A 24,464-nucleotide genomic window follows, 5' to 3' on the forward strand; every position below is an offset into this window, starting at 1 on the left:
CGAGTTCGGCCGGCCGGGTCGGCGACGGTTCGACGGACGCGGCCCGGAAGGACATGTTCCGGCGGCACCCGGCTCAGCAGGTGCCGGCGAGCATGCCCTCGCGCAGCCTGGCCAGCACCGAGCTGAGCAGCCGGGAGACGTGCATCTGCGAGACACCGAGCTCCGCGCCGATCTGGGCCTGCGTCAACTCGTCGCCGAAGCGCATCTGCAGGATGCGGCGGTCGCGCTCGTTGAGCTGCGCCACCAGCGGCTTGAGCGTCTGCAGGTTCTCGACGCCCGCCATGGCGGGGTCGAGATCGCCGATCAGGTCGGCGAGGCCGCCGCCCCGCTCGTCGTCCTCGGAGGCGGGCATGTCCAGCGATCCGGCGGTGTAGCCGTTGCTGGCCATCAGGCCGTCGACGACCTCGTCGGTCGTCAGGTCCAGATGGGCGGCCAGCTCGGCGGTGGTGGGGGAGCGGTCCAGCCCGGCGGACAGCTCGTCGATGGCCTTCGCCAGCGACAGCCGCAGTTCCTGCAGCCGGCGCGGAACGTGCACGGCCCAACTGGTGTCGCGGAAGAACCGCTTGATCTCACCGATGATGTACGGCACCGCGAAGGTGGGGAACTCCACCTCGCGTGACAGGTCGAAGCGGTCGATGGCCTTGATCAGCCCGATGGTCCCGACCTGGACGATGTCCTCGAAGGGCTCGGACCGGTTGCGGAAGCGCCGGGCGGCGAACTTCACCAGGGCCATGTTCAGCTCGATCAGGGTGTTCCGCGCGTACTGGTACTCGTGCGTGCCCTCTTCGAGCACCTGCAGCTGATCGAAGAAGATCTTCGAGAGCGCCCGTGCGTCGGTCGGGGCGACCTTGCCGGCGTCCTCCACCCAGGGCAGCTCCGGCACCGTTTCCGGCGCCGTACCCGGCGCGACGGCGGTGCGCGATATGCCTTGTGCCCTGGCTGCTGCGCCCATGAGGTCGTATCTCCCTGTGATTCGCGTTCGCCGGTCCCGACGACACTCCGTCTGCCCGGGATCCCGCATCCCATGCCTGCCAAGGGCCCACGGCTTCTCCGAGAGAGGTCGGAAATCCGGAAGCATGAGCGGTTCACCTGAGGGCATGCGCTGGTCAGGAGGTTGATAACCATGGGTCCACTGCTTCTGGTCCTACTGCTCGCGCTGATTCTTTTCGGCGCCGGATTCGCCCTGAAGATCCTCTGGTGGGTCGCGGTGATCGTCCTGGTGGTCTGGCTGCTCGGCTTCGTGATGCGCGGTACCGGGGCATCCGGCAGCCGTGGCCGCTGGTACCGCTGGTAGCCGTGACGCACGAGGTGACCAACGAGTACCCGCACAGGTAGACGTACGGCAGGGGGCCCGGCAGTGACAACTGCCGGGCCCCCTGCCGTACTCGCCGTGCCCGGATGGGCACTGGGTGTATCCGGGAACGGTCAAAGCCCATGCCCCGCAAGGCTCTTCATGGCACGATGCTGTCTCCGCGATCACGCGCACCGCGAGGGGGACGGGCATGGTGCAGGCGCCGCCCCCTGGGTTGGGCGAGATCGACGCATTGGTGCATGAATGCTGGTCACGGCCGCCCCGGGCACAGGACCGCGCACTGCCGCTGATCGCCCTGCTGGGACGGCCCGGCAGTGGCAAGACGTTCGCGCTCGACCACTTCGAGGCGGTGACGCGCGGGGCCCCCGCCGCCCGGGTCGACTTCGCGGCGGCGGACGAACAGCGGCCGTACGAGGTGGCCGTGCATCTGGCGTTCCTGCTGGCGCGCAAGCACACCGGTATCAAGCCGCTGCGTTTCCCGCGGCTGCTGCTCGGGCTGCTCGCCGTGCAGCCCGAACTGTCGCTGACCGACCGGGAACAGGCCACCCGTGAACTGCGCAAGGCGTTACGCCAGGCCCGCAGCCGCGGCGCCGCGGTCGACGCCGGCGAGGGGATCAGCTCGATCGTCGACTCGCTCGGCCTGTCGCCGATCCCCGGCACCGACCTGATCATCGGCGTGCTGCTGCGCGGGTTCGAGTACATGCCGACCCGCACCTTCCTCAACCAGACGTACCACTGGTACGGCTCGCTCGGGCCGCCCACCGCGATGGACGAACTGGTCGAGCTGAACCTGCGCAGCCGCAGCACGGCGGAGGAACACCGGGAGGCGGTGGACCGGCGGCTGTGCGAGGCGTTCCTCGCCGATCTGCGCGCCGCGTACGGGCACGCGCGCCGGGACCACAACTGCCTGGTGCTGCTCGACAACATCGACCACAGCCACGGCACCCGCTTCCTGGACCTGCTGGTACGGCTGCGCGCCGAGCACGCGGTGTCGCAGCCGGGCAGGTACGACCCGCTGCTGATCGTGGCGACGAGTGCCACCACCCGCGCGGTGCCCGGCCCCGCCGACGGACGGCCCGGCGACCCGTACATCCAGGTCGCCGACCGTGCCTCGTACGCCGACTGGCGGCCGCGCACCGACGCCCCGCCCGCCGACTGGTGGTATCCGGTGCGGCTGCGTGACCTGTACGAGGTCGAGGTGTCGCTCGAGGCGGGACGCCATCCCGTGCACGCCACCCGGCTGGCCCGTGCCACCCCGCTGGTGCACCGGCTCACCTACGGCCACCCCTGGAGCGTCCAGCAGGTGCACACCGCCATCGGCGGGCTGCTCGCGGCGGGCGTCTCCGACCGAGATCTGTACGGCCTGCTGGACACCCCGGTGCCCCGGGACGGCGGCGATCCGGTGCGCAGGCCGCCGCTCGGCGCCGTCGTCCGCGACTACCTGCTCGACGGGCTGACCATCGACCAGCGGGCCGCCGCCGTACCGGTCGCCGCCGCCAGGACCCCGGCGGCGGCCGTCAACTCCGGGCTGCTCAACGAGCTGTCCGAGCACGCCCGGGACACCGTGATGCTGGAACTGCGCAACCAGCTGTGGCTGTTCGCGCCCATCCCCGAGGACGCCAACACCCGCGGCGGACGCGGCCCGTCCGGCTATCTGGTGGCGCCCGGTGCCCCCGAGGAGCGCCCGGTCCTGCACCCGTGGCTGCGACTGCTGCTGCTGGAGGAACTCGCCGGGCGGCCGGCTCCGGCCGGCGGACCGGCCGCCTGGCAGCACGCGCACCAGGCGCTGTGTGCGTGGCACGAGCGGCTCAGCCGTCCGCTGGACGCCCTCTACCACCGGCTCGCACTCAACGAACTCGACACGGTGGTCATGCATTTCGCGCGTGGCTTCGGCGCCGCCGACGCGGTGCCGTGGCTGCGCGAGCTCTATCACGTCACCGCGGCCCCGATGCACCGCGCGCAGCTCACGGACGATCAGCCGTCGCACAACGCGGGACAGCTGGCCCGTGAGCACGCGCCGGCCGCGTACGCCGATCCGGTCACCGGCCGTCCGCTGGCCGAGCTGGCGGCCGCCCTGTGGCTCGCGGGCGATCCCCGTAACCGGCTGCCACCGGGCCGCCCCGAACTCAACTACAAGATCAGCGCCATGTTCCGGCAGCTGGCGCTGGCGGCGGACGCCGACACCGACACGCTGTTGGACGAGGCCGCCCGGTTCACCGACTGAGGACCGAAGCCGGTCCGTCCGATCGATCCCTGCTGAGGAGGAGCGCGTGATGTCGACCCGGGGCCATTGGGTGACCGGCCGTCATCTGTGGATGCGGTGGCCGTTGAACGTGGTGCTGGCCGTGCTGGTGCTCGCACTCGTCGGTGGCACGCTCACCTGGACGCTGTGGCCGGAGGACACCTCGTGCGCCGACGGGGTCAGACACGTCGGGGCCGACCGCAGCTGCGTCGGGGTGACGGACGGCTCGTTCCACTTCTCCGACAACCTGGCGGCGGTCTCCGACCTGATCCGCACGCAGAACGCCGCGGTCGACCAGGACAACCGTTCCTTCGTCAGCATCGTCTACCTCATGTCCCTGGTCCCCGGCCCCAAGGACACCAACACCCCGGACTCCGTACGGCACGAGATCCAGGGCGCGTACGCGGCCCTGTACGAGAAGAACAACACGCTCGGCGGAGGCGACGTCCCCCGTATCCGGCTGCTGCTGGCCAACTGCGGCAGTACCGACGAGCAGCGGGACGCCACGCTGGAGGAGATCCGCAGCCGGGTGGGCCCGCAGCACATCGTGGCCGTCGCGGGGCTCGGCACCAGTACGGACGCGACCGCGCGGATGATAGGGAAGGTGACGGGCAACACGGACTCCGGCGGGCTGCAGCTCGGCGCGGTCGGCTCCGTCCTCTCCGCCGACACGCTCGCCGGGATTCCGGGACTGGTGCGCGCCGCCCCGACCAACACCGACGAGGCGGCGGCCGCCGCCTCGTTCCTGAAGCAGCCGCCGTACTCCGCGCTGAAGGTGATGGTGATACAGGACGCCCGGCCGGACGACCAGTACAGCCGCACCCTCGGCAAGGCGTTCCTGGCGGCGTTCCCGGAGGAGCGGCTGGTCGGCCAGGTCGAGCAGTACGACTCCTCGCAGGAAGGTGTCGCCACCGCGTTCGCGACCCGGATGGCGAACCTGTGCGCGGTCAAGCCCGATGTCATCTACTTCGCCGGGCGCGGGGTGAACCTGCCGAGCTTCCTCGCGCCGCTCAAGAACCGGCCGTGCTCCGCCCGCAAGCTCATCGTGCTCTCCGGCGACGATGCCTCGCAGGCCGCCCAGGCCGCCGGTTTCGACGAGATCAAGGAAACCCTGCGCAGCGGCACCGTCCGGCTGCTGTACACCGGTCTCGCCCACCCCGAGGCCTGGGAGAGGCGCCCCGACGCGTACTCGGCCGCGGTGCGGGACGACGTCGCCGTTCTCGGCAAGCACGGCTACTACCATGCGACGTTCCCGCTGGAGGGGCTCGACGACGGCCAGGCGATGATGGGCTACGACGCGGTCAGTGCGGCGGTCAAGGGTGCCCGTACGGTGGGGCGCTCCCCGGGAGCCAATGGCCGGGTGACCGGCTCGCAGATGATCCAGATCTGGCAGTCGCTGCACGGGGTCGACGCGGTGATGGGGGCGAGCGGGTACATCTCCTTCGCCAATGACGGCTCTCCGACGGACAAGGCCGTACCCGTCATCGAGATCGGTGCCGACGGCAAGGTCCACACCCTCGCCGTCTCCTCGCGCACCGGTACCCCGTTCATTCCGCCGAAGGACTGAGGGGGACGGGTGCGGCGGCCACCGGTATGGTGCCCGCCGCACCCGGTCGTGCGGTCAGGACGGGTAGAGCTGACCTGCCGGCACGATGCGCTGTGCCTCGTCGGGCGCGTACCAGAGCAGCTTCATGGCCGCCTCGCCGGTGCGCTCGGTGAAGTCGATACGGATCGAGTACTTCTTTCCGGCCTGCAGGGTCACGGTGCCGGTGTTGACGGCGGCATCGTGCGGTGTGGTGTTGCTGATGATCGGCTTGCCGTCGACCCAGACCTGCACCGTGTCGTCGGAGACGGTCAGGAAGGTGTACGTCTCGCTGTAGCGGGGCTGGACGGAGCCGGTCCACCGTGCCGCGAAGTTGTCGGTCGGGACGGCCGGGTCCGGTGAACCGAGGTAGCGCCAGGCGAAGTTGATCGTCCGGTCGGTCCGCGTCACCTTCGGCGCCCCGCTGAACGAGGTGTTGTCCCAGTACTGTGCGGTCAGCCCGGTGCCGGTACCGTTCGCCGGCTGCGGCGGGGCGTAGGTCAGCTCGATGACGGTGGCGGTCGCGTTGACCGCCGCTCCCGACGGTGTGATGTCGTAGCCGTCACCCGCGGCCTTCACGGTGACCTGCTGGCTGCTGCCCAGCACCCGCGCCCCGGTGATGGTCAGCGGCGCGGTGGCCTTCAGATGCAGCGGCTTGCCGGCGCCCGGCCAGGTGTAGACCGACGCCTCCAGCTTGTTGCCCGGTGCCGAGGCCACGGCTCCCCAGGCGGGAGTGGCCACGTTCCTGGCCGCGCCCGCGCCGTACACCGCGGCGCCCTGCCCGTTGGCGGAGAGCCAGGAGCCCATCGAGCGCAGCCGGTCGACCGCGCCCGAGGGCACCGCGCCGGTCTTGTCCGGGCCGATGTTGAGGAGGTAGTTGCCGCCGCGCGAGGCGATGTCGACGACGTTACGGGTCAGTGTGGTCGCGGACTTCCAGTTGGTGTCGTAACCGGCGTACCCCCAGTGGTCATTGAGGGTCATGCAGGACTCCCAGAGCTGCCCGCCGACCGGGGCCGAGGGGATCTCCTGCTCCGGAGTGCCGTAGTCGCCGTCCACGACCCGGCGCTTGTCGACCCGGTTGTTGATCACCAGGTTGGGGTCCAGGCCGTGCAGATAGGTCTGCAGCGCCTCGCCGTCGGCGGTCGACCACGGGTTCGTCGGGTTGTCGGTCGTCCACTCGCCGTCGAACCACAGCACCGCCGGGTGGTAGTTGTCGACGAGCTCCTTGAGCTGGGCGTACATGTCCTTCTTGTACTGCGGGAAGTCGGCCGTGAAGTTCGGGTTGTGCCAGTCCCAGATCGAGTAGTACAGACCGAACTTGATGCCCTGGGAGTCGGCGGCGGCCTTCATCTCGGCCAGGATGTCGCGGCTCTTGCTGAACGACGAGTGGTCGCGCAGATTCCAGGTGTTGACCTTTGTCGGCCACATCGCGTAGCCCTCGTGGTGCTTGGCGGTCTGCACGATGTAGCGCTGGCCCGCGTCCTTGGCCAGTTTCACGATCGCGTTCGCGTCGAAGGACGCCGGGTTGAACTGTGCGGCGATGTCCTCGTACTGCGCCTTGGGTATGGCGCAGTTGCGCTCGATCCACTCGGCGTCCCGGCAGACCGAGCCGTCCGGGCGGGTGTACGTCCCCTGGAGCTGGGAGTAGGCGCCGTAGTGGATGAACATGCCGAAGTGGTCGTCGCGCCACCACTGGGTGCGGGCGCTGGTGAAGGGGTCGTCGTAGGCGTAGTTGGTGCCGGGGCCGGCGGCGGCCGGCGCGGCGGTGGGGGTCGCGGCGGCGGTGGCCGGGCCGCCGGTCAGGCCGATGGCTGTGACCAGGGCGACCACGAAGGCGAGTGCCAGGTGGAGGGTGCGTGCTGAGCGGCTCATGGGCATCTCCGTTGATGCGGGGACAGGGCTCATTCGCTGGACAGAACGATGGCAGGGCTATGACAGAACGCGAAGCTTTCATCCGATGTCTAGTGGTGGTTGACGACAACCGTCAAGAGAAGTTGCCGGATACACGCCGCTCCACGGCAATTCCCCACCACTCGCCCGCACATGAAGCGGGAAGTCATCCAATCTTTGGTGGGTGGCTACCAGGTACGCCCCGCCCGCAGCAGCTGGTCGCGGACCAGCGCGACATGCGGGAGTTCGCCGGACCCGGGGCGCTGGGCGAGGTAGGCGGTGTTGATGGGCGGGTCCTCGGGTTCGAGGAGTGCGACGAGGGCACCGGAGGCGAGTTCGGCGGCGCAGAGGTAGCGCGGCAGGACGGTGACACCGGCTCCCGCGACGACCGCGGCGAGAACGCCGCGAAGATCCGGGACGGTGATGGCGGCCTGGGCGGACAGCCGGGTGCCGAACACATGGCGCCAGTAGCGGCGGGCGATCGGCAGGTCCTCCGCGTAGGTGATCAGCGGAGCGGCGCGCAGCGCGGCCGGTCCCTCGGCAGCGACGGCGCCGGAGCCGATCCGCTCCGCCCAGGAGGGTGCCGCGACGAGGACGAACTCCTCGTCCATGAGCGGGACGGCGGTGACGCTGCGGCCGCGCGGCCGGACCGTCGAGATGACGAGGTCGTAGCGGCCGGCGCGGAGCCCTTCCAGCAGGTCGTCGGTGAGACCGGTGGTGATCCGCAGCCGCACTCCCTCGCCGGTCAGCGGAGCCAGCGCCGGGAGCGCCCGGAGGCAGAGCAGCTCGGCGGGCCCGGCCAGATGCACCGGCTCTGCGGGTATCCGCCGGTCCGAGTGGTCCCGGCCGGTGATCCCCGCGAGGGCGTCCAGCGGTGCCGAGACATCGGCCGCCAGCTGGTCGGCGACCGCTGTGGACGCGACGCCGCGCGGCAGCCGGTCGAAGAGCTGACGCCCCAGGCGCTCCTCCAGGGCCCGCACCTGGGCGGTCACCGTCGGCTGCGACAGGCCGAGCAGCCTCGCTCCCGCGGTGAAGGAGCCGGCACGGTGCACGGCCAGGAAGGTCCGCAGCAGGGTGAGGTCCAGGGGAGCGGGTACGGGCCCCGGGCCTGGTAGCTCCGATCCATCGGGATTCCTATGGCTCATGGTGGTGATTCTATTGGATTTCGATGGATCGGCGGCCTACGTTCGAGATCGACAGCGATCTGACACTCCACGTACGGAATGTCGGACCGTCGCCCCCACCGAGAGATGTGACATGGCAAAGATCCTGTTCGTGATGACCGGCGCCGACCACTGGACGCTGGCCGACGGCACCAAGCACCCCACCGGATTCTGGGCCGAGGAGGCCGTGGCTCCCTACCGTGCCTTCACCGGTGCCGGCCACGAGATCGTGATCGCCACCCCCGGCGGAGTCGTCCCCACGGTCGACCGGGGAAGCCTCGCGCCGGAGGTGAACGGCGGCCAGGAGGCGGCCGACGCGATCGTCGCCGAGCTCGCCGCGATGACCGCCCTGAAGAAGCCCGTCAAGCTCGAGGAGGTCGAACTGGCCGACTACGAAGCGGTCTTCTACCCGGGCGGCCACGGCCCGATGGAGGACCTGGCCGTCAACGCCGACTCGGGCCGGCTGCTGACCGCCGCCCTGGACTCCGGCAAGCCGCTCGGTGTGGTCTGCCACGCCCCCGCCGCGCTGCTCGCCGCCACCCGCCCCGACGGCACCTCGCCGTTCGCCGGCTACCGGCTGACCGGCTTCACCAACGTCGAGGAGACCCAGGCGGGCTTCGCCGACAAGGCGAAGTGGCTGCTCCAGGACCGGCTCGTCGAGATCGGCGCGGACTTCCAGGAGAGCGACGCGTGGGCGCCGTACGTGGTCGTCGACCGCAACCTGATTACCGGTCAGAACCCGGCCTCGTCCGTGCCGCTCGCCGCCGAGCTCCTCAAGGCGCTGGGCTGACCGTACGATGCCCACCGACCGGCTGACCGAGGTGCTCGACGCCACCTACACCTGCCTGACCAGGTACGGCGTACGGCGCACCACCATGGACGACATCGCCTCCACGATGGAGGTGTCCCGGTCGGCGGTCTACCAGTACGTCCGCGGCAAGGACGACGCCTTCCGCCGGCTCGCCGAGCGCCTGCACATCCGGGCGCTTGAGCGGGCCCGGCGGGCGGCGGCCGCCGACGCCCCGGCCCCGGAACGGATCCGCGGCATCCTGGCGGCCAAACTCGACCTGGTGCTGGAACTCGCCGGGGACTCCCCGCACACCGCCGAACTGCTCGACGAGAAAGCCCGGCTGTTCGGCGACATCTGCCACGGCTTCACCGCCGACCTGCGCGCCCTGCTGATCGGGGTGTTCGCCGAAGCGGGCACGGGTCCGCCCGACCCGGCCGACGCCGCCGACATCTGCCTCGCCCTGGTCATCGGACTGGAAGCCACCGAGGACGGTGCGCGGCTGCTCCGCCCGGCCACCGACGCCCTGCTGGCCGGGCTGCCGTCCTGACGTCCCGGCCGACCCCGCTTCCGGGCGGTCACTCCTCCAGGCCCTCCGGAAGGCCGCCGGTGTGCACCACGGCCAGTGACCGGGTGGCACGGGTCAGGGCGACATAGAGATCGCTGGCTCCGCGCGCGGAACCGGAGACGATGAGCGCCGGCTCGACGACGATCACCGAGTCGAACTCCAGCCCCTTGGCCTGGCGGGGTTCGAGCAGCACGAGAGACTGCGTCAGATCGGGCTCCTCGCCCGCCATCACCCCCGGGAGCTTCCCGGCCAGTGCCTCGTGCAGTGCCCGCGGCGCGATCACCGCGAGCCGGCCGTCGTCCGGGGTCTCCCGGGAGGCGGCCTCCGCGACCGTACGGACGAGGTCGTCCGTGACGCACACCCGGGGTCGTACTCCTGTCGAACGCACCGAGCGCGGCGGCTCGTACGACGGGTCGGCGGCCCTCGCCACCCCGGCCGCCAGCTCCATGATCTCGGCGGGCGTGCGGTAGTTGACTCCCAGCCGCACATGGCTCCAGCGGTCCCCGACGTACGGGTCCAGGATCTGCCGCCAGGAGTCGCAGCCCGCCGGATCGCCGGTCTGGGCGGGGTCGCCGACCAGGGTCAGCGAACGCGTCGGGCAGCGGCGCATCAGCAGCCGCCACGCCATGGCGGACAGCTCCTGCGCCTCGTCCACGATGATGTGGCCGAAGGCCCAGGTACGGTCGGCGGCGGCGCGTTCCGCGGCGCTGCGGCGGTCGGTCTCCTCGTGCCGGTCGGCGAAGCGCTCGGCGTCGATGAGGTCGTGGGCGGTCAGCACCTCGGACTCCCCGTCCTCGAACTCGAAGGAGCGCGAGCCGTAGGACAGTTCCAGTACCCCCTGGGCGTAGGCCACCTGCTCGCCGCGCTCCCGCGCCGCCGCGGCCCGCGCCGCCCGGTCGTCCTCGCCGAGCAGTTCGGCGGCCTCGTCCAGCAGCGGGATGTCGCCGACGGTCCAGCCGCCGCCGGTGCGGCGGATCAACTCGGCGTCCGCGTCCGGCAGCTGGACCGGATCGGTGAGGAAGTCTCCGACCAGCTGCTGCGGGGTGAGGTAGGGCCAGTACGCGTCGATGGCGGCGTGCACCGCGGGGTTGTCGTTGAGCTCGCGGCCCAGCTGCTCGACCTCCGCCGGGTCGAGGAAGTTCTCCCCGTCGTACGGGTCCGTGCCCAGCCGGTCGGCGAGCTGTGCGGTGAGCGCGTCGAGGACGAAGCGGCCGAAGTGGGCGCGGGCCAGGTTGTGCGGCAGCCGGGTCTGGCGCGCGCAGTGCCGGGCGTCCTCGGCGACGGCCCGCTCCAGCAGCAGCGTCTCGCGCTCGTGCTGGATGGGAAGGGCCGGGTCGGGGACGGTCTGCCGGTCGCGCAGCACCTTCGCGAGGACATCGGCCATGCCGGCCCGCCCCTTGACGGCGGCGGCCCCGGGGCTGTCCGTCCCCGTGGCGGCGACGCCGGGGAAGAGCTCTCCCACGGTCGACAGCAGCACACCGGTCTCGCCGAGTGACGGCAGTACCTCGCCGATGTAGCCGAGGAAGGCCGGGTTGGGCCCGACAATCAGCACCGCGCGGCGGGCCAGCTGCTCGCGGTACGCGTAGAGCAGATACGCCGCGCGGTGCAGCGCGACGGCGGTCTTGCCGGTGCCGGGCCCGCCCTCGACGACGAGCACGCCCCGGTGCGGGGCGCGGATGATCTCGTCCTGCTCGGCCTGGATGGTCTGCACGATGTCGGCCATCCGGCCCGTGCGGGCGGCACCGAGCGCGGCGAGAAGCACGGCGTCCCCGCGCGGGTCCTCGTGTCCCGTGCGCACCGCGTCGGTGAGGTCCAGGACCTCGTCGTGCAGTGCGGTGACGGTGCGGCCGACGGTGGTGAGGTGCCGGCGACGGCGCAGGCCCATCGGGGAATGCCCGGTGGCGAGATAGAAAGGACGTGCGACAGGGGCCCGCCAGTCCACGACGAGCGGGGTCCGGTCGGCGTCGTCCTGCCGGATTCCGATACGGCCGATGTGATGGCGTATGCCATCGGCGAAGTCGATTCGCCCGAAGCAGAGCCCGGACTCCACGGAATTCAGCGCGGAGAGCCGGTCGGTCCGCTCGGTGGCGATCACATCGCGTTCGAGGCGGGCCTGGAGACCCTTGCCCACCTGGGTAAAGGATGCCTGGAGTGCGGCCTCGGCCTGCTCCCGGAGCGTGTCGAGGCGCTCGTAGAGCCGTGAGACGAATTGCTGTTCTTTCTGCAATTCCTCGGTTGACAATTCAGCTCCTGACGCGGTACAGTGTGCGCATAAGACTTCTCCGCGCTGTTTTGACGCGCGAAGACATGAAACACCTAATATACGCAAGGAATTACCCCGGACGTCAATACGTCCGGGGTAATTCCTTGCCCGGAATCATTTCGGGCGGCGCGGCATCCGTCAGCGGGAAGCGGGGGCGGCCCCGGCCGGACCCGGTGAACCGGGCTGGTCCGCGTCCCTGCCGGTCGCGGCCGGGCCGACCAGTTCCTTGAGGACGTCGGCCATGGTGACGAAGCCGATGCTGCGGCTCTGCTCGTCGACGACCGAGGCGAGGTGGGCCCGGCCGGCGCGCATGGCGGTGAGGACGTCGTCGAGGGGGCTGGCCGCGCTGACCGTGGTGATCGGGCGCAGCGCCGTACGGGGGAAGGGCCGGTCGCGCGGCTCGGTGAACAGGGCGTCCTTGACGTGCAGATAGCCCAGCACCCGGCCGTCGCCCTCCGCCACCGGGAAGCGCGAGAAGCCGGAGCGGGCGGACAGCTGCTCCAGATCCTCGGGAGTGATGCCGAGCGGGGCCCGGACGACGCGGTCGGTCGGCAGCGCGACCTCGCCGACGGGCCGGCGGCCCAGCTCCAGGGCGTCCTGCAGCCGTTCGGTGGCCCGCGAGTCCAGCAGTCCCGCCAGACCGGCGTCGGTCACCATGCGGGACAGCTGGGCGTCGGAGAAGACCGCCGCGACCTCGTCCTTGGTCTCCACCCGCAACAGCTTCAGCAGGGTGTTCGCGAAGGCGTTGATGGTGAAGATCACCGGCCGCAGCGCCCGGGTGAAGGTGACCAGCGGCGGGCCGAGTGCGAGCGCGCTGCGCGCGGGTGCGGCGAGGGCGATGTTCTTGGGGACCATCTCGCCGATGAGCATGTGGAGATAGGTGGCGACGGCCAGGGCGATCACGAAGGCGATCGGGTGGATGAGCGCGTCGGGCACGTTGACGGCGTGGAAGACCGGTTCCAGCAGATGCGCGATGGCCGGTTCCGCGACGATGCCGAGCACCAGGGTGCAGACCGTGATGCCGAGCTGGGCGGCGGCGAGCAGCGGGGACAGATGCTCCAGGCCCCAGATGACGCTGCGGGCGCGCCGGTCCCCTTCGTCGGCGCGCGATTCGATCTGGCTGCGGCGTACGGAGATCATCGCGAACTCGGCGCCGACGAAGAAGGCGTTGACGACGAGGGTCAGGGCGCCGATGAGGAGTTGCAGGACGGTCATCGGGTGCTCTCCCCGTTCGGTGCCGACGGGGTGTCGGAGGCGGGCGGTGCGACGATCCGGACGCGTGAGGCGCGCCGGCCGGCCGCCTCGGTGACCTCCAGCCGCCAGCCGTCGAGTTCGACGGTGTCGCCGGTGGCCGGGATCCGGCCGAGGCGCTGGGCGACGAGTCCGGCGAGGGTCTCGTACGGGCCTTCGGGCGCGTGCAGGCCGATCTCCTCCAGCTGGTCGTCGGTGCGGGTCGCGCCGTCCGCGTCGTAGGTCCGCCGGCCGTCGGCGTCCTCGCCGGTGAAGGTGAGGTCGGACAGCTCGTGCGGGTCGTGCTCGTCGCGGACCTCGCCGACGACCTCCTCGACGATGTCCTCCAGGGTGACCACACCGGCCGTGCCGCCGTACTCGTCGATGACGACCGCCATGGACTGCTTGCCGCCGAGCCGGTCCAGCAGCCGGTCGACGGTCAGCGATTCGGGCACCAGCAGCGGTTCGCGCAGCAGCGAGGTGACCGGGAAGCGCGGGCGGCGCCCGGCGGGAACGGCCAGTACGTCCTTGATGTGGGCGGTGCCGATGACGGAGTCGAGGGTGCCGCGGTAGACGGGGAAGCGGGACAGGCCGGTGGCGCGGGTCGCGTCGGCGACGTCCTCGGCGGTGGCCCGCGAGTCGAGCGCGGTGACCTGGACGCGCGGGGTCATCACGTTCTCCGCGGTGAGTTCCGACAGGTTCAGGGTGCGGACGAACAGCTCGGCGGTGTCGGCCTCGAGCGTGCCGGCCTTGGCGGAGTGCCGGGCCAGCGCCACCAGCTCCTGCGGACCGCGCGCGGAGGCCAGCTCCTCCGCGGGCTCCAGCCCCATCCGGCGCAGCATCCGGTTGGCGGTGTTGTTCAGATGCCGGATCAGCGGGCCGAACGCGGCGGTGAAGGCGCGCTGCGGGGCGGCGACGGCTTTGGCCACCGGCAGCGGCCGGGAGATCGCCCAGTTCTTCGGGACGAGTTCGCCGACGACCATCAGCATCACGGTCGACAGCGCGGTGCCCAGCACCAGCGCGGCGGAGGAGGCCGCGGAGTCCGGCAGCCCGGCGGCCCGCATCGGGCCGGTGAGCAGTTCGGTGATCGAGCCCTTGGAGAGCATGCCGATCACCAGGCCGGTGACCGTGATCCCCAACTGCGCGCCCGACAGCTGGAGCGTCAGGGTGCGGACGGCCTGCAGTGCGGCGGAGGCGCCGCGCTCACCGGCCTGCTCCGCACGTTCCAGCTCACCGCGTTCGATCGTCGTGAGCGAGAACTCGGCCGCGACGAAGACACCGCAGGCGAGGGTGAGCAGCAGAGCGACCACCAGGAGGAGCACTTCGGTCATCGGGTCACCTCCGTCCCATGATCGGGCAGAGGTGGTCGGTCCGCACGGCGCCGGCTACTGGGAGGTTCGTCCATGGAGGGACGCTCACACCTTTCCTGGAGGTCGTTCCGTCGGAGGACTCGATCACGCTCATAGTAAAGGAAAGGCAAAGGCGCGGCGTGGCGCGGGGCCTCCGGAGCGCCCGGCGGGTCGCTCCCGGCGCCACGCGCGGGCTACCCCACGGTGTTGCGCGAACTCGTTCCGTGATCGCCCCAGGTCACTGTTTCACGCCGTTTTCGATCATGTGGGAAGGGTCGCGAGGAGGCTTCCGGTGAGGGTGCCGAGGGATAGGGTGGAGGCTTCCCGCGACCCGCCCCGGAGGTGCCTGCCCGGTGTCCGACAGCTTTGTCCACCTGCACAATCACACCCAGTTCTCGCTTCTCGACGGCGCGCAGAAGCTGCCCATCCTCTTCAAGAAGATCGAGGAGGAGGGGATGCCGGCCGTGGCGATGTCGGACCACGGCAACATGTTCGGCGCGTACGAGTTCTTCCAGGTGGCGAAGAAGGGCCCGGTCAAGCCGATCATCGGCATCGAGGCCTATGTGGCGCCGTCCTCGCGGCGCAACCGGAAGCCGGAGTTCTGGGGCCCAGGCGGGCAGCGGGCCGTCTCGGACGACGGCGAGGGCAGCAAGGACGTCAGCGGCGGCGGCCGCTTCACCCACATGACGATGTGGGCCGAGCACGCGCAGGGGCTGCGGAACCTCTTCCGGCTCTCCTCGCTCGCGAGCTTCGAGGGCTTCTACGGCAAGCCCCGTATGGACCGCGAACTGATCTCCCAGCACGCCTCGGGGATCATCGCGACCACGGGCTGCCCGTCGGGCGAGATCCAGACCCGGATCCGGCTCGGCCAGTTCGACGCGGCCCTCCAGGCGGCCTCCGACTTCCAGGACATGTTCGGGCGGGAGAACTACTTCCTGGAGCTGATGGACCACGGCCTGGACCTCGAGCGCAACGTCCGCGAGGACCTGCTCAAGATCGCCAAGGAGCTGAAGATCCCGCTCCTGGCGACCAACGACTCGCACTACGTGCACGAGAGCGAGGCCGACTCGCACGACACTCTGCTGTGCGTCGGCGTCGGCAAGAACAAGGACGACCCGGGCCGCTTCCGGTTCAACGGGACCGGCTACTACATCAAGACCGCGGCCGAGATGCGGGAGCTGTTCTCCGAGCTGCCCGAGGCGTGCGACAACACGCTGCTGATCGCCGAGCGCATCCAGGACTACGACGAGGTCTTCGCCGAGGTCAACCAGATGCCGCAGTTCGTGGTGCCCGAGGGCGAGGACCAGGAGTCCTGGCTGCGCAAGGAGTGCATGCGCGGCCTGGCGATGCGGTACGGCGACCCCATCCCGGACGCCGTCATGGAGCGCTTCGAGACCGAGATGAAGATCATCGGTCCGATGGGGTTCTCCAGCTACTTCCTCGTCGTCGCCGACATCTGCAAGTACGCCCGTGACAACGACGTGCCCGTCGGCCCCGGCCGTGGCTCCGCGACCGGTTCCATCGTCGCGTACGCCACCCGCATCACCGAGCTGTGCCCCCTGGAGCACGGGCTGCTGTTCGAGCGGTTCCTGAACCCCGAGCGCATCAACCCGCCCGACGTCGACCTCGACTTCGACGACCGCCAGCGCGACCGGATGGTGCGCTACGTCACCGAGAAGTACGGGGAGGAGTACACCGCCCAGGTCAACACGTTCGGCACCATCAAGGCCAAGGCCGCGGTCAAGGACTCCTCCCGGGTCCTGGGCTACCCCTTCGCGATGGGCGACCGCATCACCAAGGCGATGCCCGCCGACGTGATGGGCAAGGGCGTCCCGCTCACCGGCATGTTCGACCCCTCGCACCCCCGCTACGGCGAGGCGGGCGAGATCCGGCAGATGTACGAGAACGAGCCGGACGTCAAGCGCGTCATCGACACCGCGAAGGGCATCGAGGGCCTGGTCCGCGGCACCGGTGTGCACGCGGCCGCGGTGATCCTCTCGAAGACACCCCTGCTGGACCTGATCCCGATGCACCGCCGGGACAAGGACGGCGTGATCATCACGGGCTTCGACTACCCCAGTTGCGAGAACATGGGGCTGGTCAAGATGGACTTCCTGGGTCTCCGGAACCTGGGCATCATCCATCACGCCCTGAAGATCGTGAAGGAGAACCGGGGGGTGGACCTCAAGACCGAGACCATCCCGCTGGACGACGCCACCACCTACGAACTGATGGCCCGCGGCGACACCCTGGGCGTCTTCCAGCTCGACGGCGGCGCCATGCGCGCCCTGCTGAAGCTGATGGAGCCCACCCGGTTCGAGGACATCGCCGCCGTCCTCGCCCTGTACCGGCCGGGCCCGATGGCCGCCAACGCGCACACCAACTACGCGCACCGCAAGAACGGCCGCCAGGAGATCGAACCGATCCACCCCGAGCTGCGCGAAGCGCTCGACCCGATCCTGGGCACCACGTTCCATCTGCTCGTGTACCAGGAGCAGATCATGGCCATCGCCCGGGAGCTGGCCGGCTACAGCCTCGGCGGCGCCGACCTGCTGCGCCGCGCGATGGGCAAGAAGAAGCCCGAGGTGCTGGCGGCCGAGTGGGAGAAGTTCCACGGCGGCATGCAGACCAACGGCTACAGCGAGGAGTCCATCAAGGCGCTGTGGGACGTCATGCTCCCGTTCTCCGGCTACGCCTTCAACAAGTCGCACACCGCCGGCTACGGACTCGTCTCGTACTGGACCGCCTACCTCAAGGCGAACTACCCCGCCGAGTACATGGCGGCGCTGCTCACCTCGGTGGACGACGACAAGGACAAGGCCGCCATCTACCTGGCCGACGCCCGCAAGATGGGCGTCAGGGTGCTGCCCCCGGACGTGAACGAGTCCACCGCCGACTTCACCGCCGTCGGCGACGACGTCCGGTTCGGCCTGAAGTCCGTGCGCAACGTGGGCACCAACGTCATCGAGTCGCTGGTCGCCTCCCGCAAGTCCAAGGGCAAGTACACGGCGTTCAGCGACTTCCTCGACAAGGCCGAGATCACCACGCTCAACAAGCGCGCCGTGGAATCCCTGATCAAGGCCGGCGCCTTCGACTCGCTCGGACACACCCGCAAGGGCCTGTCCGCGGTCCACGAGGACGCCATCGACGCGATCATCCCGGTCAAGAAGGCCGAGGCGTACGGGCAGGACGACCTGTTCGGCGCGCTCGACAGCGGGGACGACGGCGGCGGCAGCGGCTTCGGTCTGGACTTCAAGATCGGCGAGGACGAGTGGCCGCGCAAGCAGCTGCTGTCGACCGAGCGCGAGATGCTGGGCCTGTACGTCTCGGCGCACCCGCTGGACGGGGCCGAGCACATCCTCGCCCGCAACCGCGACACCTCCATCGCCGATCTGGTCGCCTCCGGGCAGACCCAGGGAGTGGTGAAACTCGCGGGGCTGATCACCACCGTCGAGCGGCGGATGACGAAGCAGGGCAACGCGTGGGCGATCGTGCACCTCGCCGACCGTGACGCGAACATGGAGATCTGCTTCTTCCCCGCCTCCTACCAGCTGGTGCAGCACGCCCTGATCCCGGACACCGTGGTCGCGGTGACCGGACGGATCAACGACCGCGACGGAACGATCAACATCGCCGGTCAGGAACTGATGGAGCTGGACATCTCGTCGGCCGAGTACGGCGGCAAGCCTCCCGTCCAGCTGTTCATGCGGGCCCACAAGCTCAACCAGCCGACGATCAACGAGCTCAAGCGGATTCTGCGCGCCCACCCGGGCGACAGCCCGGTGCGCATGCGGGTCCGCGGGCCGGAGAAGACCACCGTCTTCGAGCTGGGGTTCCTGGTGAACCACGAGACCATCGCCTCCGACATCAAGGGCTCCTTCGGCGCCGAGAGCTGGCTGGGCGTGGCATGACCCGCGAGTGGTTTCCGTCCCGTCCGCTTCCGGGCTGACGGGACGGAAACCACTGGCCGCGGGGGCGGGCCGGCTGTTTGACTGCGCCGCATGAACGACCTTCACATCCGCGCGGCGGACCCCTCGGACATCGCGGCCGTACTCGGCTTCTGGCAGGTGGCGGCCGAGGGCGCCAGCATCAGTGACGACGAGCAGGGCGTGGCCCGGCTGATCGCCCGGGACCCGGAGGCGCTGCTCCTGGCCGAACGCGACGGTGTGCTCCTGGGGTCGGTGATCTCCGGATTCGACGGCTGGCGGTGCCATATCTACCGGCTGGCCGTGCACCCCGGCGCCCGGCGCCAGGGGATCGCCGCGGCGCTGCTGGCGGCGACGGAGGAACGCTTCGTCGCGCTGGGCGGGCGGCGGGCGGACGCGATGGTCCTGCAGCGCAACGAGCTGGCGCACCACGCTTGGAAGGCGGCCGGCTATGGCCCCGAGGAGCCGTGGCGGCGCTGGACCAAGCCGCTGAGGTAGCCGCCGGCCGGCGGGATCCGCCGCGGCCCACTTGCCGCTACTAGCGGATCGGCGCTAGCTTGTAGGTATGGCCAAGACCCAGTTGAACGTGCGGGTGGAAGAGTCCACCGCCGAAACGGCCCGGGACCGGGCTTCGCGCCGGGGCATCAGCGTGAACCGGTACATCGAAGAGCTCGTCCAGCAGGACGCGGGTGAACGCGGACGCACCTTCGTCGAGGCCGCGGCCGACTTCATGAAGAGTTACGAGTCGGTGTTCGCGGAGGAGTTCGGCACGGAGCGCGAAGGCAGCCGTTGAGCCTGCGTATCGACCTGGCCTGGCTGCTCATGGTCGCCGAGCACAACACCCCGGGCGACCCACAGGTCACCGACTGGGGCGCGCTGCTCGCGGCGGTGAGCCGGCACCAGGCGGAGATCTTCGGCACCCCCGTCTACCCCGACCCGCACGACCGCGCCGCCGCACTGCTGCAGATACTCGTGCACGTCCCCGCCCTGGAGCGGTCCAACGCGATGTTCGCCTCGGCGGTCGCGTATGCCTACCTCGTCGCCAGCGGACTCAAGGTCACCACCTCACCGGAGCAGGTCCGCGATCTGGCCCGGCTGGTCAAGGACGGCTCCGCCGGCGTCGGCCGGATCGCGGACGAACTGCGCGGCTGGGGCGGATAGCCGGATAGCCGGACGGGACTTTCGCAACACGCCCTAGCCGCGTCCCTCGGTCCGGGTGAACTCCTCGGCGTCCCAGACACCGCCGAGCTGCGGGGCCAGCCAGCCCGGCGCGGCGGCGCGGAACTCCTCCGGGGTGAGGGTGCTCGCACCGGCCGGGACCGCCCCGAGCAGCGGCACCCCCGCCGACTCCGGGAGGTCGGTCAGGTTGCAGCGGGCCGCCAGGTCCGGTTCGGCCGGCCAGCTGCCGACGATGAGTCCGGCGCACCGCAGGTCCCGCGCGGCCAGCGCCTCCGTCGTCAGCGCGGCCGTGTTGAGCGTGCCGAGACCGACGGGCACCACCACGAGTACGGCGGCGCCGAGCAGCTTCGCCACATCGGCCAGGGTCGAGCCGCCGTCGTCGAAGCGCACCAGCAGTCCGCCCGCGCCCTCGATCAGCACCACGTCGTGCACGGCGGACAGCTTCGCGGCCGCCTCGGCGATCTCGGTCGGACGCACCGGGTGCAGTCCCGCCCGCCGGGCCGCGGTCGCGGGCGCCAACGGTTCCGGGTAGCGGGCGAGTTCGACCGCGGTGACCCCGCCGGCCAGCCGCGCCACCTCGGCCGCGTCACCCGGCTCACCCTCCGCCAGGCCCGTCTGGGCGGGTTTGAGCACGGCGACGCTCAGGCCCTGCGCCAGTGCGGCCGCGGCGACCGCCGCGGTCACCACCGTCTTCCCGATCTCCGTGCCCGTCCCCGTGACCGCCAGTACCGCCATGTGACCGCTTCCTCCTCGTGTCGATGCCGGACGGCGCGCCGACCGCTCCGCGCCGACCGCCCCCGGTTGTCAGCCCGCGCGCGCGGCCGCCAGGACCGCCGCACAGATCCGCGCCACGTCCTCGTCCCCGGTGACGTAGGGCGGCATGATGTACACCAGATCACGGAACGGGCGCAGCCACACACCCGCCCCCACCGCGGCCCGGGTGGCCGCGGCCATGTCGATCTGATGGTCGAGCTGGACGACCCCGATCGCCCCGAGCACGCGCACGTCCCGAACGCCCGGTAGCGCGGCGGCGGGCGCCAGTCCGTCGAGCAGTCCGGCCTCGATACGTTTGACGTCGCCCGCCCAGTCCTGCGACAGCAGCAGGTCGATCGAGGCACACGCGACGGCCGCCGCGAGCGGGTTGCCCATGAACGTCGGGCCGTGCGCGAGCACCGGGACCTCGCCGCGCGAGATGCCGTCGGCGACCCGGGTGGTGCACAGCGTCGCCGCCATCGTCAGATAACCGCCGGTCAGCGCCTTGCCCAGACACATCACGTCGGGCGAGATCCCGGCGTGCTCCGCCGCGAAGAGAGCGCCGGTGCGGCCGAAGCCGGTGGCGATCTCGTCGAAGACCAGCAGCACGTCGTGCTCGTCGCACGCCTCGCGCAGCACCCGCAGATAGGCGGGGGAGTGGAACTTCATCCCGCCGGCGCCCTGCACCACCGGCTCGACGATCACCGCCGCCAGCTCATCGGCGTGACGGCCGATCAGCTCCCGCAGATGGGCCACGTAACGCGGGTCGGGCTCGGCGTCGAAACCGGACGGCGGCGCGTCGGCGAAGACCTGCCGGGGGAGCGCCCCCGACCACAGTTCGTGCATCCCGCCGTCGGGGTCGCACACCGACATCGGCTGCCAGGTGTCCCCGTGGTAGCCGCCGCGCCAGGTCAGCAGCCGCTGCTTGGCCGGCCGGCCCAGCGAACGCCAGTACTGCAGGCACATCTTGACCGCGACCTCGACCGACACCGAGCCGGAGTCGGTGAGGAAGACATGGCGCAGCGGCTCCGGGGTGATCTCCACCAGCCGCGCCGCGAGCCGGACGGCGGGCTCGTGGGTGAGCCCGCCGAACATCACATGGCTGAACCGGTCGAGCTGGCCGCGCGCGGCCTCGTTGAGGACCGGGTGGTTGTAGCCGTGGATCGCCGACCACCAGGACGCCATGCCGTCGATCAGCTCGGTCCTGCCCTCCGCCGGGGCGGCCAGCCGCAGTCGGACCCCGGACGCCGATGCGACGATCAGCGGCTCCTGACGGCCGGGCATCGGCCCGTAGGGATGCCAGACGTGTTCCCGGTCCAGTGCCAGCAGCGCCTCGGGGGTCAGCGCCACCGGAGCCGGCGGCGTGATGAGAGGCTCAGGCATTGGGCGGCAGGTCCGTTCCCGCTCCGCGCCGGCGGACGGCGACCAGTCCGGTGCGGGCGGCACCCGCCGGGACCGGCTCCTGGTCCGGTGCGCCCGCGGGCTCCGCCACCGGCTCGGGTGCGCCCTGCGCCGCGCCGCCACAGGGACCGCAGCCGCCGCCGTCGGCGTGCGAACCGCAGCCCGCGTCCTCGTTCTGCGAGCCGCAGCCGCCGCCCGCTTCGTGCGAGCCGCAGCCGCCGCCGGCGTGCGCCACGTCCGCGCGGTGCTGGGGGAGCGTGACCGTACCCGCGCCCTCCACCTCGAAGCCGGCGTCGGCGATCATGTCGAGGTCGGCCTGGCCGGCCTGGCCCTCGCTGGTCAGATAGTCGCCCAGGAAGATCGAGTTCACCAGGTGCAGCGCGAGCGGCTGCAGGGAGCGCAGGTGCACCTCGCGGCCGCCGGCGAGCCGGACCTCCACGTCGGGGCAGACGAACCGCACCATCGCCAGGATCCGCAGGGCGCGCTGCGGGGTGAGGTTCCACTCCTCGGCCAGCGGGGTGCCCTCGAACGGGATCAGGAAGTTGACCGGCACCGAGTCCGGGTCCAGCTCACGCAGCGCGAACACCACGTCCACGAGGTCGGCGTCGGACTCGCCCATGCCCGCGATCAGACCGGAGCACGCGGACAGCCCGGCCGCCTGTGCCTGCTGCACGGTGTCCACCCGGTCGGCGTACGTGTGCGTGGTGGTGATACCCCCGTACGTCGCCTCGGAGGTGTTCAGATTGTGGTTGTACGCGTCCGCGCCGGCCTCGCGCAGCCGGTCCGCCTGACCGGCGGAGAGCAGGCCCAGGCACGCACACACCTCGATGCCCTCGTTCTCCTCCTTGATCGCCTCGATGGTCCGGGAGACCCGGTCCACATCGCGGTCCGTGGGACCGCGCCCGCTGGCCACCAGGCACACCCGCTTGGCCCCGCCCGCGACACCGGCCGTCGCGGCGGCCGCCGCCTCGTGCGGCTTGAGCCAGGTGTACTTCAGGATCCCGGCCGTGGAGCCGAGCCGCTGCGAGCAGTACGAGCAGTCCTCCGGGCACAGCCCGGACTTGAGGTTGACCAGGTAGTTGAGCTTCACACGGCGCCCGAACCACTGGCGCCGCACCTTGCCGGCCGCGGTCACCACATCGAGCAGGTCATCGTCGGAGGTCGCCAGTACGGCAAGCGCCTCATCCCGGGTGGGCAGCTCTCGGCGCAGCCCCTTGTCCACCAGCGTGTTCAGCAGATCCATAGGGGCGATCCTGGCCCACCGAGGGGCCGAGAGCCAATGATGGACCGCACAACAGGGGTGGCTATAGGTGTGTGTATCGCCACACCCTGTCCGGGCGGCCCGACCAGTACGTTGCTGCCAGGCCCACCCGCACCTCCGCACCGCACCGCCGGACCCGCCAGAGCCCGCCCCGCCGACCCCAGGGACCCCGATGAGCCGCGACCCGTTCGACTGGATCGACGCCCACGCCGAGCGGCGCCGCGAGGCCGGCCTCGTCCGCACCCTGCGACCGCGGCAGGCGGAGTCGACACTGCTGGACCTGGCGGGCAACGACTACCTCGGACTGGCCCGGCACCCCCAGGTCACCCGGGCCGGGGCCGACGCCTGCCTGCAGTGGGGCGCGGGCTCCACCGGTTCCCGGCTGGTCACCGGCACCACCGAGCTGCACACCGAACTGGAGGCGGAGCTCGCCGAATTCTGCGGGTTCGAGGCCGCCCTGGTCTTCGCCTCCGGCTACGCCGCGAACCTGGCCGCCGTCACCGCGCTGACCGGGCCCGGCACGCTCATCGTCTCCGACACCTCCAACCACGCCTCGCTGATCGACGGCTGCCGGCTGTCGCGCGCCGACACCGAGGTCGTCGCGCACCGCGACACGGAAGCGGTGCGCAAGGCGCTGGACGCGCACGACGGGCCCGCCGTCGTCGTCTCCGACTCGGTCTTCTCCGTCGACGGCGACGCGGCCCCGCTCACCGGACTGGCCGCCGCCTGCCGCGAGCACGGCGCGGCACTGCTCGTGGACGACGCCCACGGACTGGGCGTCCTGGGCGAGGGCGGCCGGGGCGCGGCCTGGGCGGCGGGCCTGGCCGGCGCGCCGGACGTGGTCGTCACCGCCACGCTGTCGAAATCGCTCGGCAGCCAGGGCGGAGTGGTGCTCGGCCCGGCCCGGGTGATCGAGCACCTGGTGAACGCCGCCCGCACCTTCATCTTCGACACCGGGCTCGCGCCCGCCGCGGCGGGCGCGGCGCTCGGCGCGCTGCGCCTGCTGCGCGGTGAGCCGGAGCGCGCGGAGCGGGCCCGTGCGGTGGCCCTGCAGCTGTACGACCGGCTGACCGCGGCGGGGCTGCGGTCGGCCCGGCCGGACGCCTGTGTGGTCGCGGTGCGTGCCCCGTCGGCCGGGGCGGCGCTCCAGTGGGCGGCGGACTGCAGGAACGCAGGCCTGGCGGTGGGGTGCTTCCGCCCGCCGTCGGTGCCCGACGGCATCTCGCGACTGCGGCTGACCGCCCGCGGCGATCTGACGGATCAGCAGATCGCCGAGGCGGTCGGGGTGATCGTGCGCGCCGCGCCGCGGGACTCAGCCCGGTCCGGCGAACTCACCGGCGCGTAGCGCCCGTACGAAGTCGTCCCAGGCGGCCGGCGCGAACAGCAGCACCGGTCCCTCGGGGTTCTTGGAGTCGCGCACGGCCAGCTGTCCTGCGGACAACCGGGCCGTTTCGACGCAATTGTTGGCCGCGGTGCTGTAGCTGCTGCGTTGCCACCGCGTCGCACAAAGAGTTGTGCTGGAGGAAACGTACCGAGGCAGTACCGACATATGGTGCCT

Annotated in this window: 20 protein-coding genes; 10 read left to right on the forward strand and 10 right to left on the reverse strand. The window is 71.0% G+C overall.

The genetic code is table 11. The features are described from left to right. Positions 1 to 73 precede the first annotated feature (73 nt). Positions 74 to 952, reverse strand: coding sequence for an RNA polymerase sigma factor SigF (locus tag G3I60_RS34725; protein WP_138354487.1), 879 nt, complete (start codon positions 950 to 952; stop codon positions 74 to 76). Between the two features lie 171 nt (positions 953 to 1,123). Here G3I60_RS34725 and G3I60_RS34730 point away from each other — a divergent pair, with 171 nt between their 5' ends. The 3 genes from G3I60_RS34730 (at position 1,124) to G3I60_RS34740 (ending at position 5,121) form a co-directional block, all read left to right on the forward strand. Further along, the gene (locus tag G3I60_RS34730; RefSeq protein WP_138354488.1) at positions 1,124 to 1,294 is read left to right on the forward strand and encodes a hydrophobic protein; all 171 of its coding nucleotides are present in this window, start codon (positions 1,124 to 1,126) and stop codon (positions 1,292 to 1,294) included. A gap of 208 nt (positions 1,295 to 1,502) precedes the next feature. Next, positions 1,503 to 3,536 (forward strand): hypothetical protein, encoded by a 2,034-nt coding sequence (locus G3I60_RS34735; protein ID WP_239070618.1) that lies wholly within the window; start codon positions 1,503 to 1,505, stop codon positions 3,534 to 3,536. A 49-nt stretch (positions 3,537 to 3,585) separates the two neighbouring features. Continuing rightward, positions 3,586 to 5,121, forward strand: coding sequence for an ABC transporter substrate-binding protein (locus tag G3I60_RS34740; RefSeq protein ID WP_164297133.1), 1,536 nt, complete (start codon positions 3,586 to 3,588; stop codon positions 5,119 to 5,121). A gap of 54 nt (positions 5,122 to 5,175) precedes the next feature. Here G3I60_RS34740 and G3I60_RS34745 read toward each other — a convergent pair whose 3' ends face one another. Further along, on the reverse strand, positions 5,176 to 7,008 hold the full coding sequence (locus tag G3I60_RS34745) for an alpha-L-fucosidase (RefSeq protein ID WP_164297135.1): 1,833 nt from the start codon (positions 7,006 to 7,008) through the stop codon (positions 5,176 to 5,178). Between the two features lie 206 nt (positions 7,009 to 7,214). Continuing rightward, positions 7,215 to 8,171, reverse strand: a complete 957-nt coding sequence (locus G3I60_RS34750) for a LysR family transcriptional regulator (RefSeq protein WP_164297137.1) — start codon at positions 8,169 to 8,171, stop codon at positions 7,215 to 7,217. Between the two features lie 112 nt (positions 8,172 to 8,283). Here G3I60_RS34750 and G3I60_RS34755 point away from each other — a divergent pair, with 112 nt between their 5' ends. Together G3I60_RS34755 and G3I60_RS34760 are read left to right on the forward strand one after the other, a co-directional pair. Further along, positions 8,284 to 8,979 (forward strand): type 1 glutamine amidotransferase domain-containing protein, encoded by a 696-nt coding sequence (locus tag G3I60_RS34755; RefSeq protein WP_164297139.1) that lies wholly within the window; start codon positions 8,284 to 8,286, stop codon positions 8,977 to 8,979. Between the two features lie 7 nt (positions 8,980 to 8,986). Beyond that, on the forward strand, positions 8,987 to 9,526 hold the full coding sequence (locus G3I60_RS34760; RefSeq protein WP_138354494.1) for a TetR/AcrR family transcriptional regulator: 540 nt from the start codon (positions 8,987 to 8,989) through the stop codon (positions 9,524 to 9,526). Positions 9,527 to 9,554: 28 nt separating this feature from the next. Here G3I60_RS34760 and G3I60_RS34765 read toward each other — a convergent pair whose 3' ends face one another. The 3 genes from G3I60_RS34765 to G3I60_RS34775 form a co-directional block, all read right to left on the reverse strand. After that, entirely contained in the window at positions 9,555 to 11,786 is a 2,232-nt protein-coding gene (locus tag G3I60_RS34765) for an AAA family ATPase (protein WP_239070619.1), read from the reverse strand. Between the two features lie 159 nt (positions 11,787 to 11,945). After that, positions 11,946 to 13,022, reverse strand: coding sequence for a hemolysin family protein (locus G3I60_RS34770; RefSeq protein WP_164297140.1), 1,077 nt, complete (start codon positions 13,020 to 13,022; stop codon positions 11,946 to 11,948). After that, a complete protein-coding gene (locus G3I60_RS34775; protein WP_164297142.1) occupies positions 13,019 to 14,368 on the reverse strand; it encodes a hemolysin family protein in 1,350 nt (449 codons plus the stop codon). Before G3I60_RS34775 ends, G3I60_RS34770 begins: the two co-directional genes overlap by 4 nt. Positions 14,369 to 14,739: 371 nt before the next feature. Here G3I60_RS34775 and dnaE point away from each other — a divergent pair, with 371 nt between their 5' ends. The 4 genes from dnaE to G3I60_RS34795 all read left to right on the forward strand — a co-directional run bounded on the left by dnaE (position 14,740) and on the right by G3I60_RS34795 (position 19,473). Continuing rightward, the gene (gene dnaE, locus G3I60_RS34780; RefSeq protein WP_138354497.1) at positions 14,740 to 18,297 is read left to right on the forward strand and encodes a DNA polymerase III subunit alpha; all 3,558 of its coding nucleotides are present in this window, start codon (positions 14,740 to 14,742) and stop codon (positions 18,295 to 18,297) included. 90 nt (positions 18,298 to 18,387) lie between these two features. Further along, a complete protein-coding gene (locus G3I60_RS34785; protein WP_164297144.1) occupies positions 18,388 to 18,810 on the forward strand; it encodes a GNAT family N-acetyltransferase in 423 nt (140 codons plus the stop codon). 67 nt (positions 18,811 to 18,877) lie between these two features. Then, positions 18,878 to 19,105: an antitoxin gene (locus G3I60_RS34790; RefSeq protein ID WP_138354499.1), complete on the forward strand. Its 228-nt coding sequence runs from the start codon at positions 18,878 to 18,880 to the stop codon at positions 19,103 to 19,105. After that, a complete protein-coding gene (locus G3I60_RS34795) occupies positions 19,102 to 19,473 on the forward strand; it encodes a fic family toxin-antitoxin system, toxin component (RefSeq protein ID WP_138354500.1) in 372 nt (123 codons plus the stop codon). The genes G3I60_RS34790 and G3I60_RS34795 overlap by 4 nt, the downstream gene beginning before the upstream one ends. Before the next feature lie 33 nt (positions 19,474 to 19,506). Here the strand turns inward: G3I60_RS34795 and bioD are convergent, their stop codons facing one another. The 3 genes from bioD to bioB form a co-directional block, all read right to left on the reverse strand. Next, complete coding sequence (bioD, locus tag G3I60_RS34800; RefSeq protein ID WP_164608138.1) at positions 19,507 to 20,226, reverse strand: dethiobiotin synthase; 720 nt, start codon at positions 20,224 to 20,226, stop codon at positions 19,507 to 19,509. 69 nt (positions 20,227 to 20,295) lie between these two features. Then, complete coding sequence (locus tag G3I60_RS34805) at positions 20,296 to 21,627, reverse strand: adenosylmethionine--8-amino-7-oxononanoate transaminase (protein ID WP_164297146.1); 1,332 nt, start codon at positions 21,625 to 21,627, stop codon at positions 20,296 to 20,298. Continuing rightward, complete coding sequence (gene bioB / locus G3I60_RS34810; RefSeq protein ID WP_138354503.1) at positions 21,620 to 22,888, reverse strand: biotin synthase BioB; 1,269 nt, start codon at positions 22,886 to 22,888, stop codon at positions 21,620 to 21,622. Before bioB ends, G3I60_RS34805 begins: the two co-directional genes overlap by 8 nt. Before the next feature lie 190 nt (positions 22,889 to 23,078). Here bioB and G3I60_RS34815 point away from each other — a divergent pair, with 190 nt between their 5' ends. Further along, a complete protein-coding gene (locus tag G3I60_RS34815) occupies positions 23,079 to 24,251 on the forward strand; it encodes an 8-amino-7-oxononanoate synthase (RefSeq protein ID WP_164297149.1) in 1,173 nt (390 codons plus the stop codon). Here G3I60_RS34815 and G3I60_RS34820 read toward each other — a convergent pair. Further along, positions 24,219 to 24,455, reverse strand: a complete 237-nt coding sequence (locus tag G3I60_RS34820) for a DUF397 domain-containing protein (RefSeq protein ID WP_164297150.1) — start codon at positions 24,453 to 24,455, stop codon at positions 24,219 to 24,221. The two genes, G3I60_RS34815 and G3I60_RS34820, sit on opposite strands and share 33 nt — an antisense overlap. Positions 24,456 to 24,464: the final 9 nt, after the last annotated feature.

The organism is Streptomyces sp. SID13666 (assembly GCF_010548325.1).
GTDB lineage: Bacteria > Actinomycetota > Actinomycetes > Streptomycetales > Streptomycetaceae > Actinacidiphila > Actinacidiphila fildesensis.

Coding starts and splice junctions, on each gene's coding strand:
- G3I60_RS34760 (WP_138354494.1), top strand. CDS start 8,987: ATGCCCACCGACCGGCTGACCGAGGTGCTCGACGCCACCTACACCTGC.
- G3I60_RS34820 (WP_164297150.1), bottom strand. CDS start 24,455: ATGTCGGTACTGCCTCGGTACGTTTCCTCCAGCACAACTCTTTGTGCG.
- G3I60_RS34755 (WP_164297139.1), top strand. CDS start 8,284: ATGGCAAAGATCCTGTTCGTGATGACCGGCGCCGACCACTGGACGCTG.
- G3I60_RS34740 (WP_164297133.1), top strand. CDS start 3,586: ATGTCGACCCGGGGCCATTGGGTGACCGGCCGTCATCTGTGGATGCGG.
- G3I60_RS34725 (WP_138354487.1), bottom strand. CDS start 952: ATGGGCGCAGCAGCCAGGGCACAAGGCATATCGCGCACCGCCGTCGCG.
- bioB (WP_138354503.1), bottom strand. CDS start 22,888: ATGGATCTGCTGAACACGCTGGTGGACAAGGGGCTGCGCCGAGAGCTG.
- G3I60_RS34815 (WP_164297149.1), top strand. CDS start 23,079: ATGAGCCGCGACCCGTTCGACTGGATCGACGCCCACGCCGAGCGGCGC.
- bioD (WP_164608138.1), bottom strand. CDS start 20,226: ATGGCGGTACTGGCGGTCACGGGGACGGGCACGGAGATCGGGAAGACG.
- G3I60_RS34745 (WP_164297135.1), bottom strand. CDS start 7,008: ATGAGCCGCTCAGCACGCACCCTCCACCTGGCACTCGCCTTCGTGGTC.
- G3I60_RS34735 (WP_239070618.1), top strand. CDS start 1,503: ATGGTGCAGGCGCCGCCCCCTGGGTTGGGCGAGATCGACGCATTGGTG.
- G3I60_RS34790 (WP_138354499.1), top strand. CDS start 18,878: ATGGCCAAGACCCAGTTGAACGTGCGGGTGGAAGAGTCCACCGCCGAA.
- G3I60_RS34730 (WP_138354488.1), top strand. CDS start 1,124: ATGGGTCCACTGCTTCTGGTCCTACTGCTCGCGCTGATTCTTTTCGGC.
- G3I60_RS34805 (WP_164297146.1), bottom strand. CDS start 21,627: ATGCCTGAGCCTCTCATCACGCCGCCGGCTCCGGTGGCGCTGACCCCC.
- G3I60_RS34785 (WP_164297144.1), top strand. CDS start 18,388: ATGAACGACCTTCACATCCGCGCGGCGGACCCCTCGGACATCGCGGCC.
- G3I60_RS34770 (WP_164297140.1), bottom strand. CDS start 13,022: ATGACCGTCCTGCAACTCCTCATCGGCGCCCTGACCCTCGTCGTCAAC.
- G3I60_RS34775 (WP_164297142.1), bottom strand. CDS start 14,368: ATGACCGAAGTGCTCCTCCTGGTGGTCGCTCTGCTGCTCACCCTCGCC.
- G3I60_RS34750 (WP_164297137.1), bottom strand. CDS start 8,171: ATGAGCCATAGGAATCCCGATGGATCGGAGCTACCAGGCCCGGGGCCC.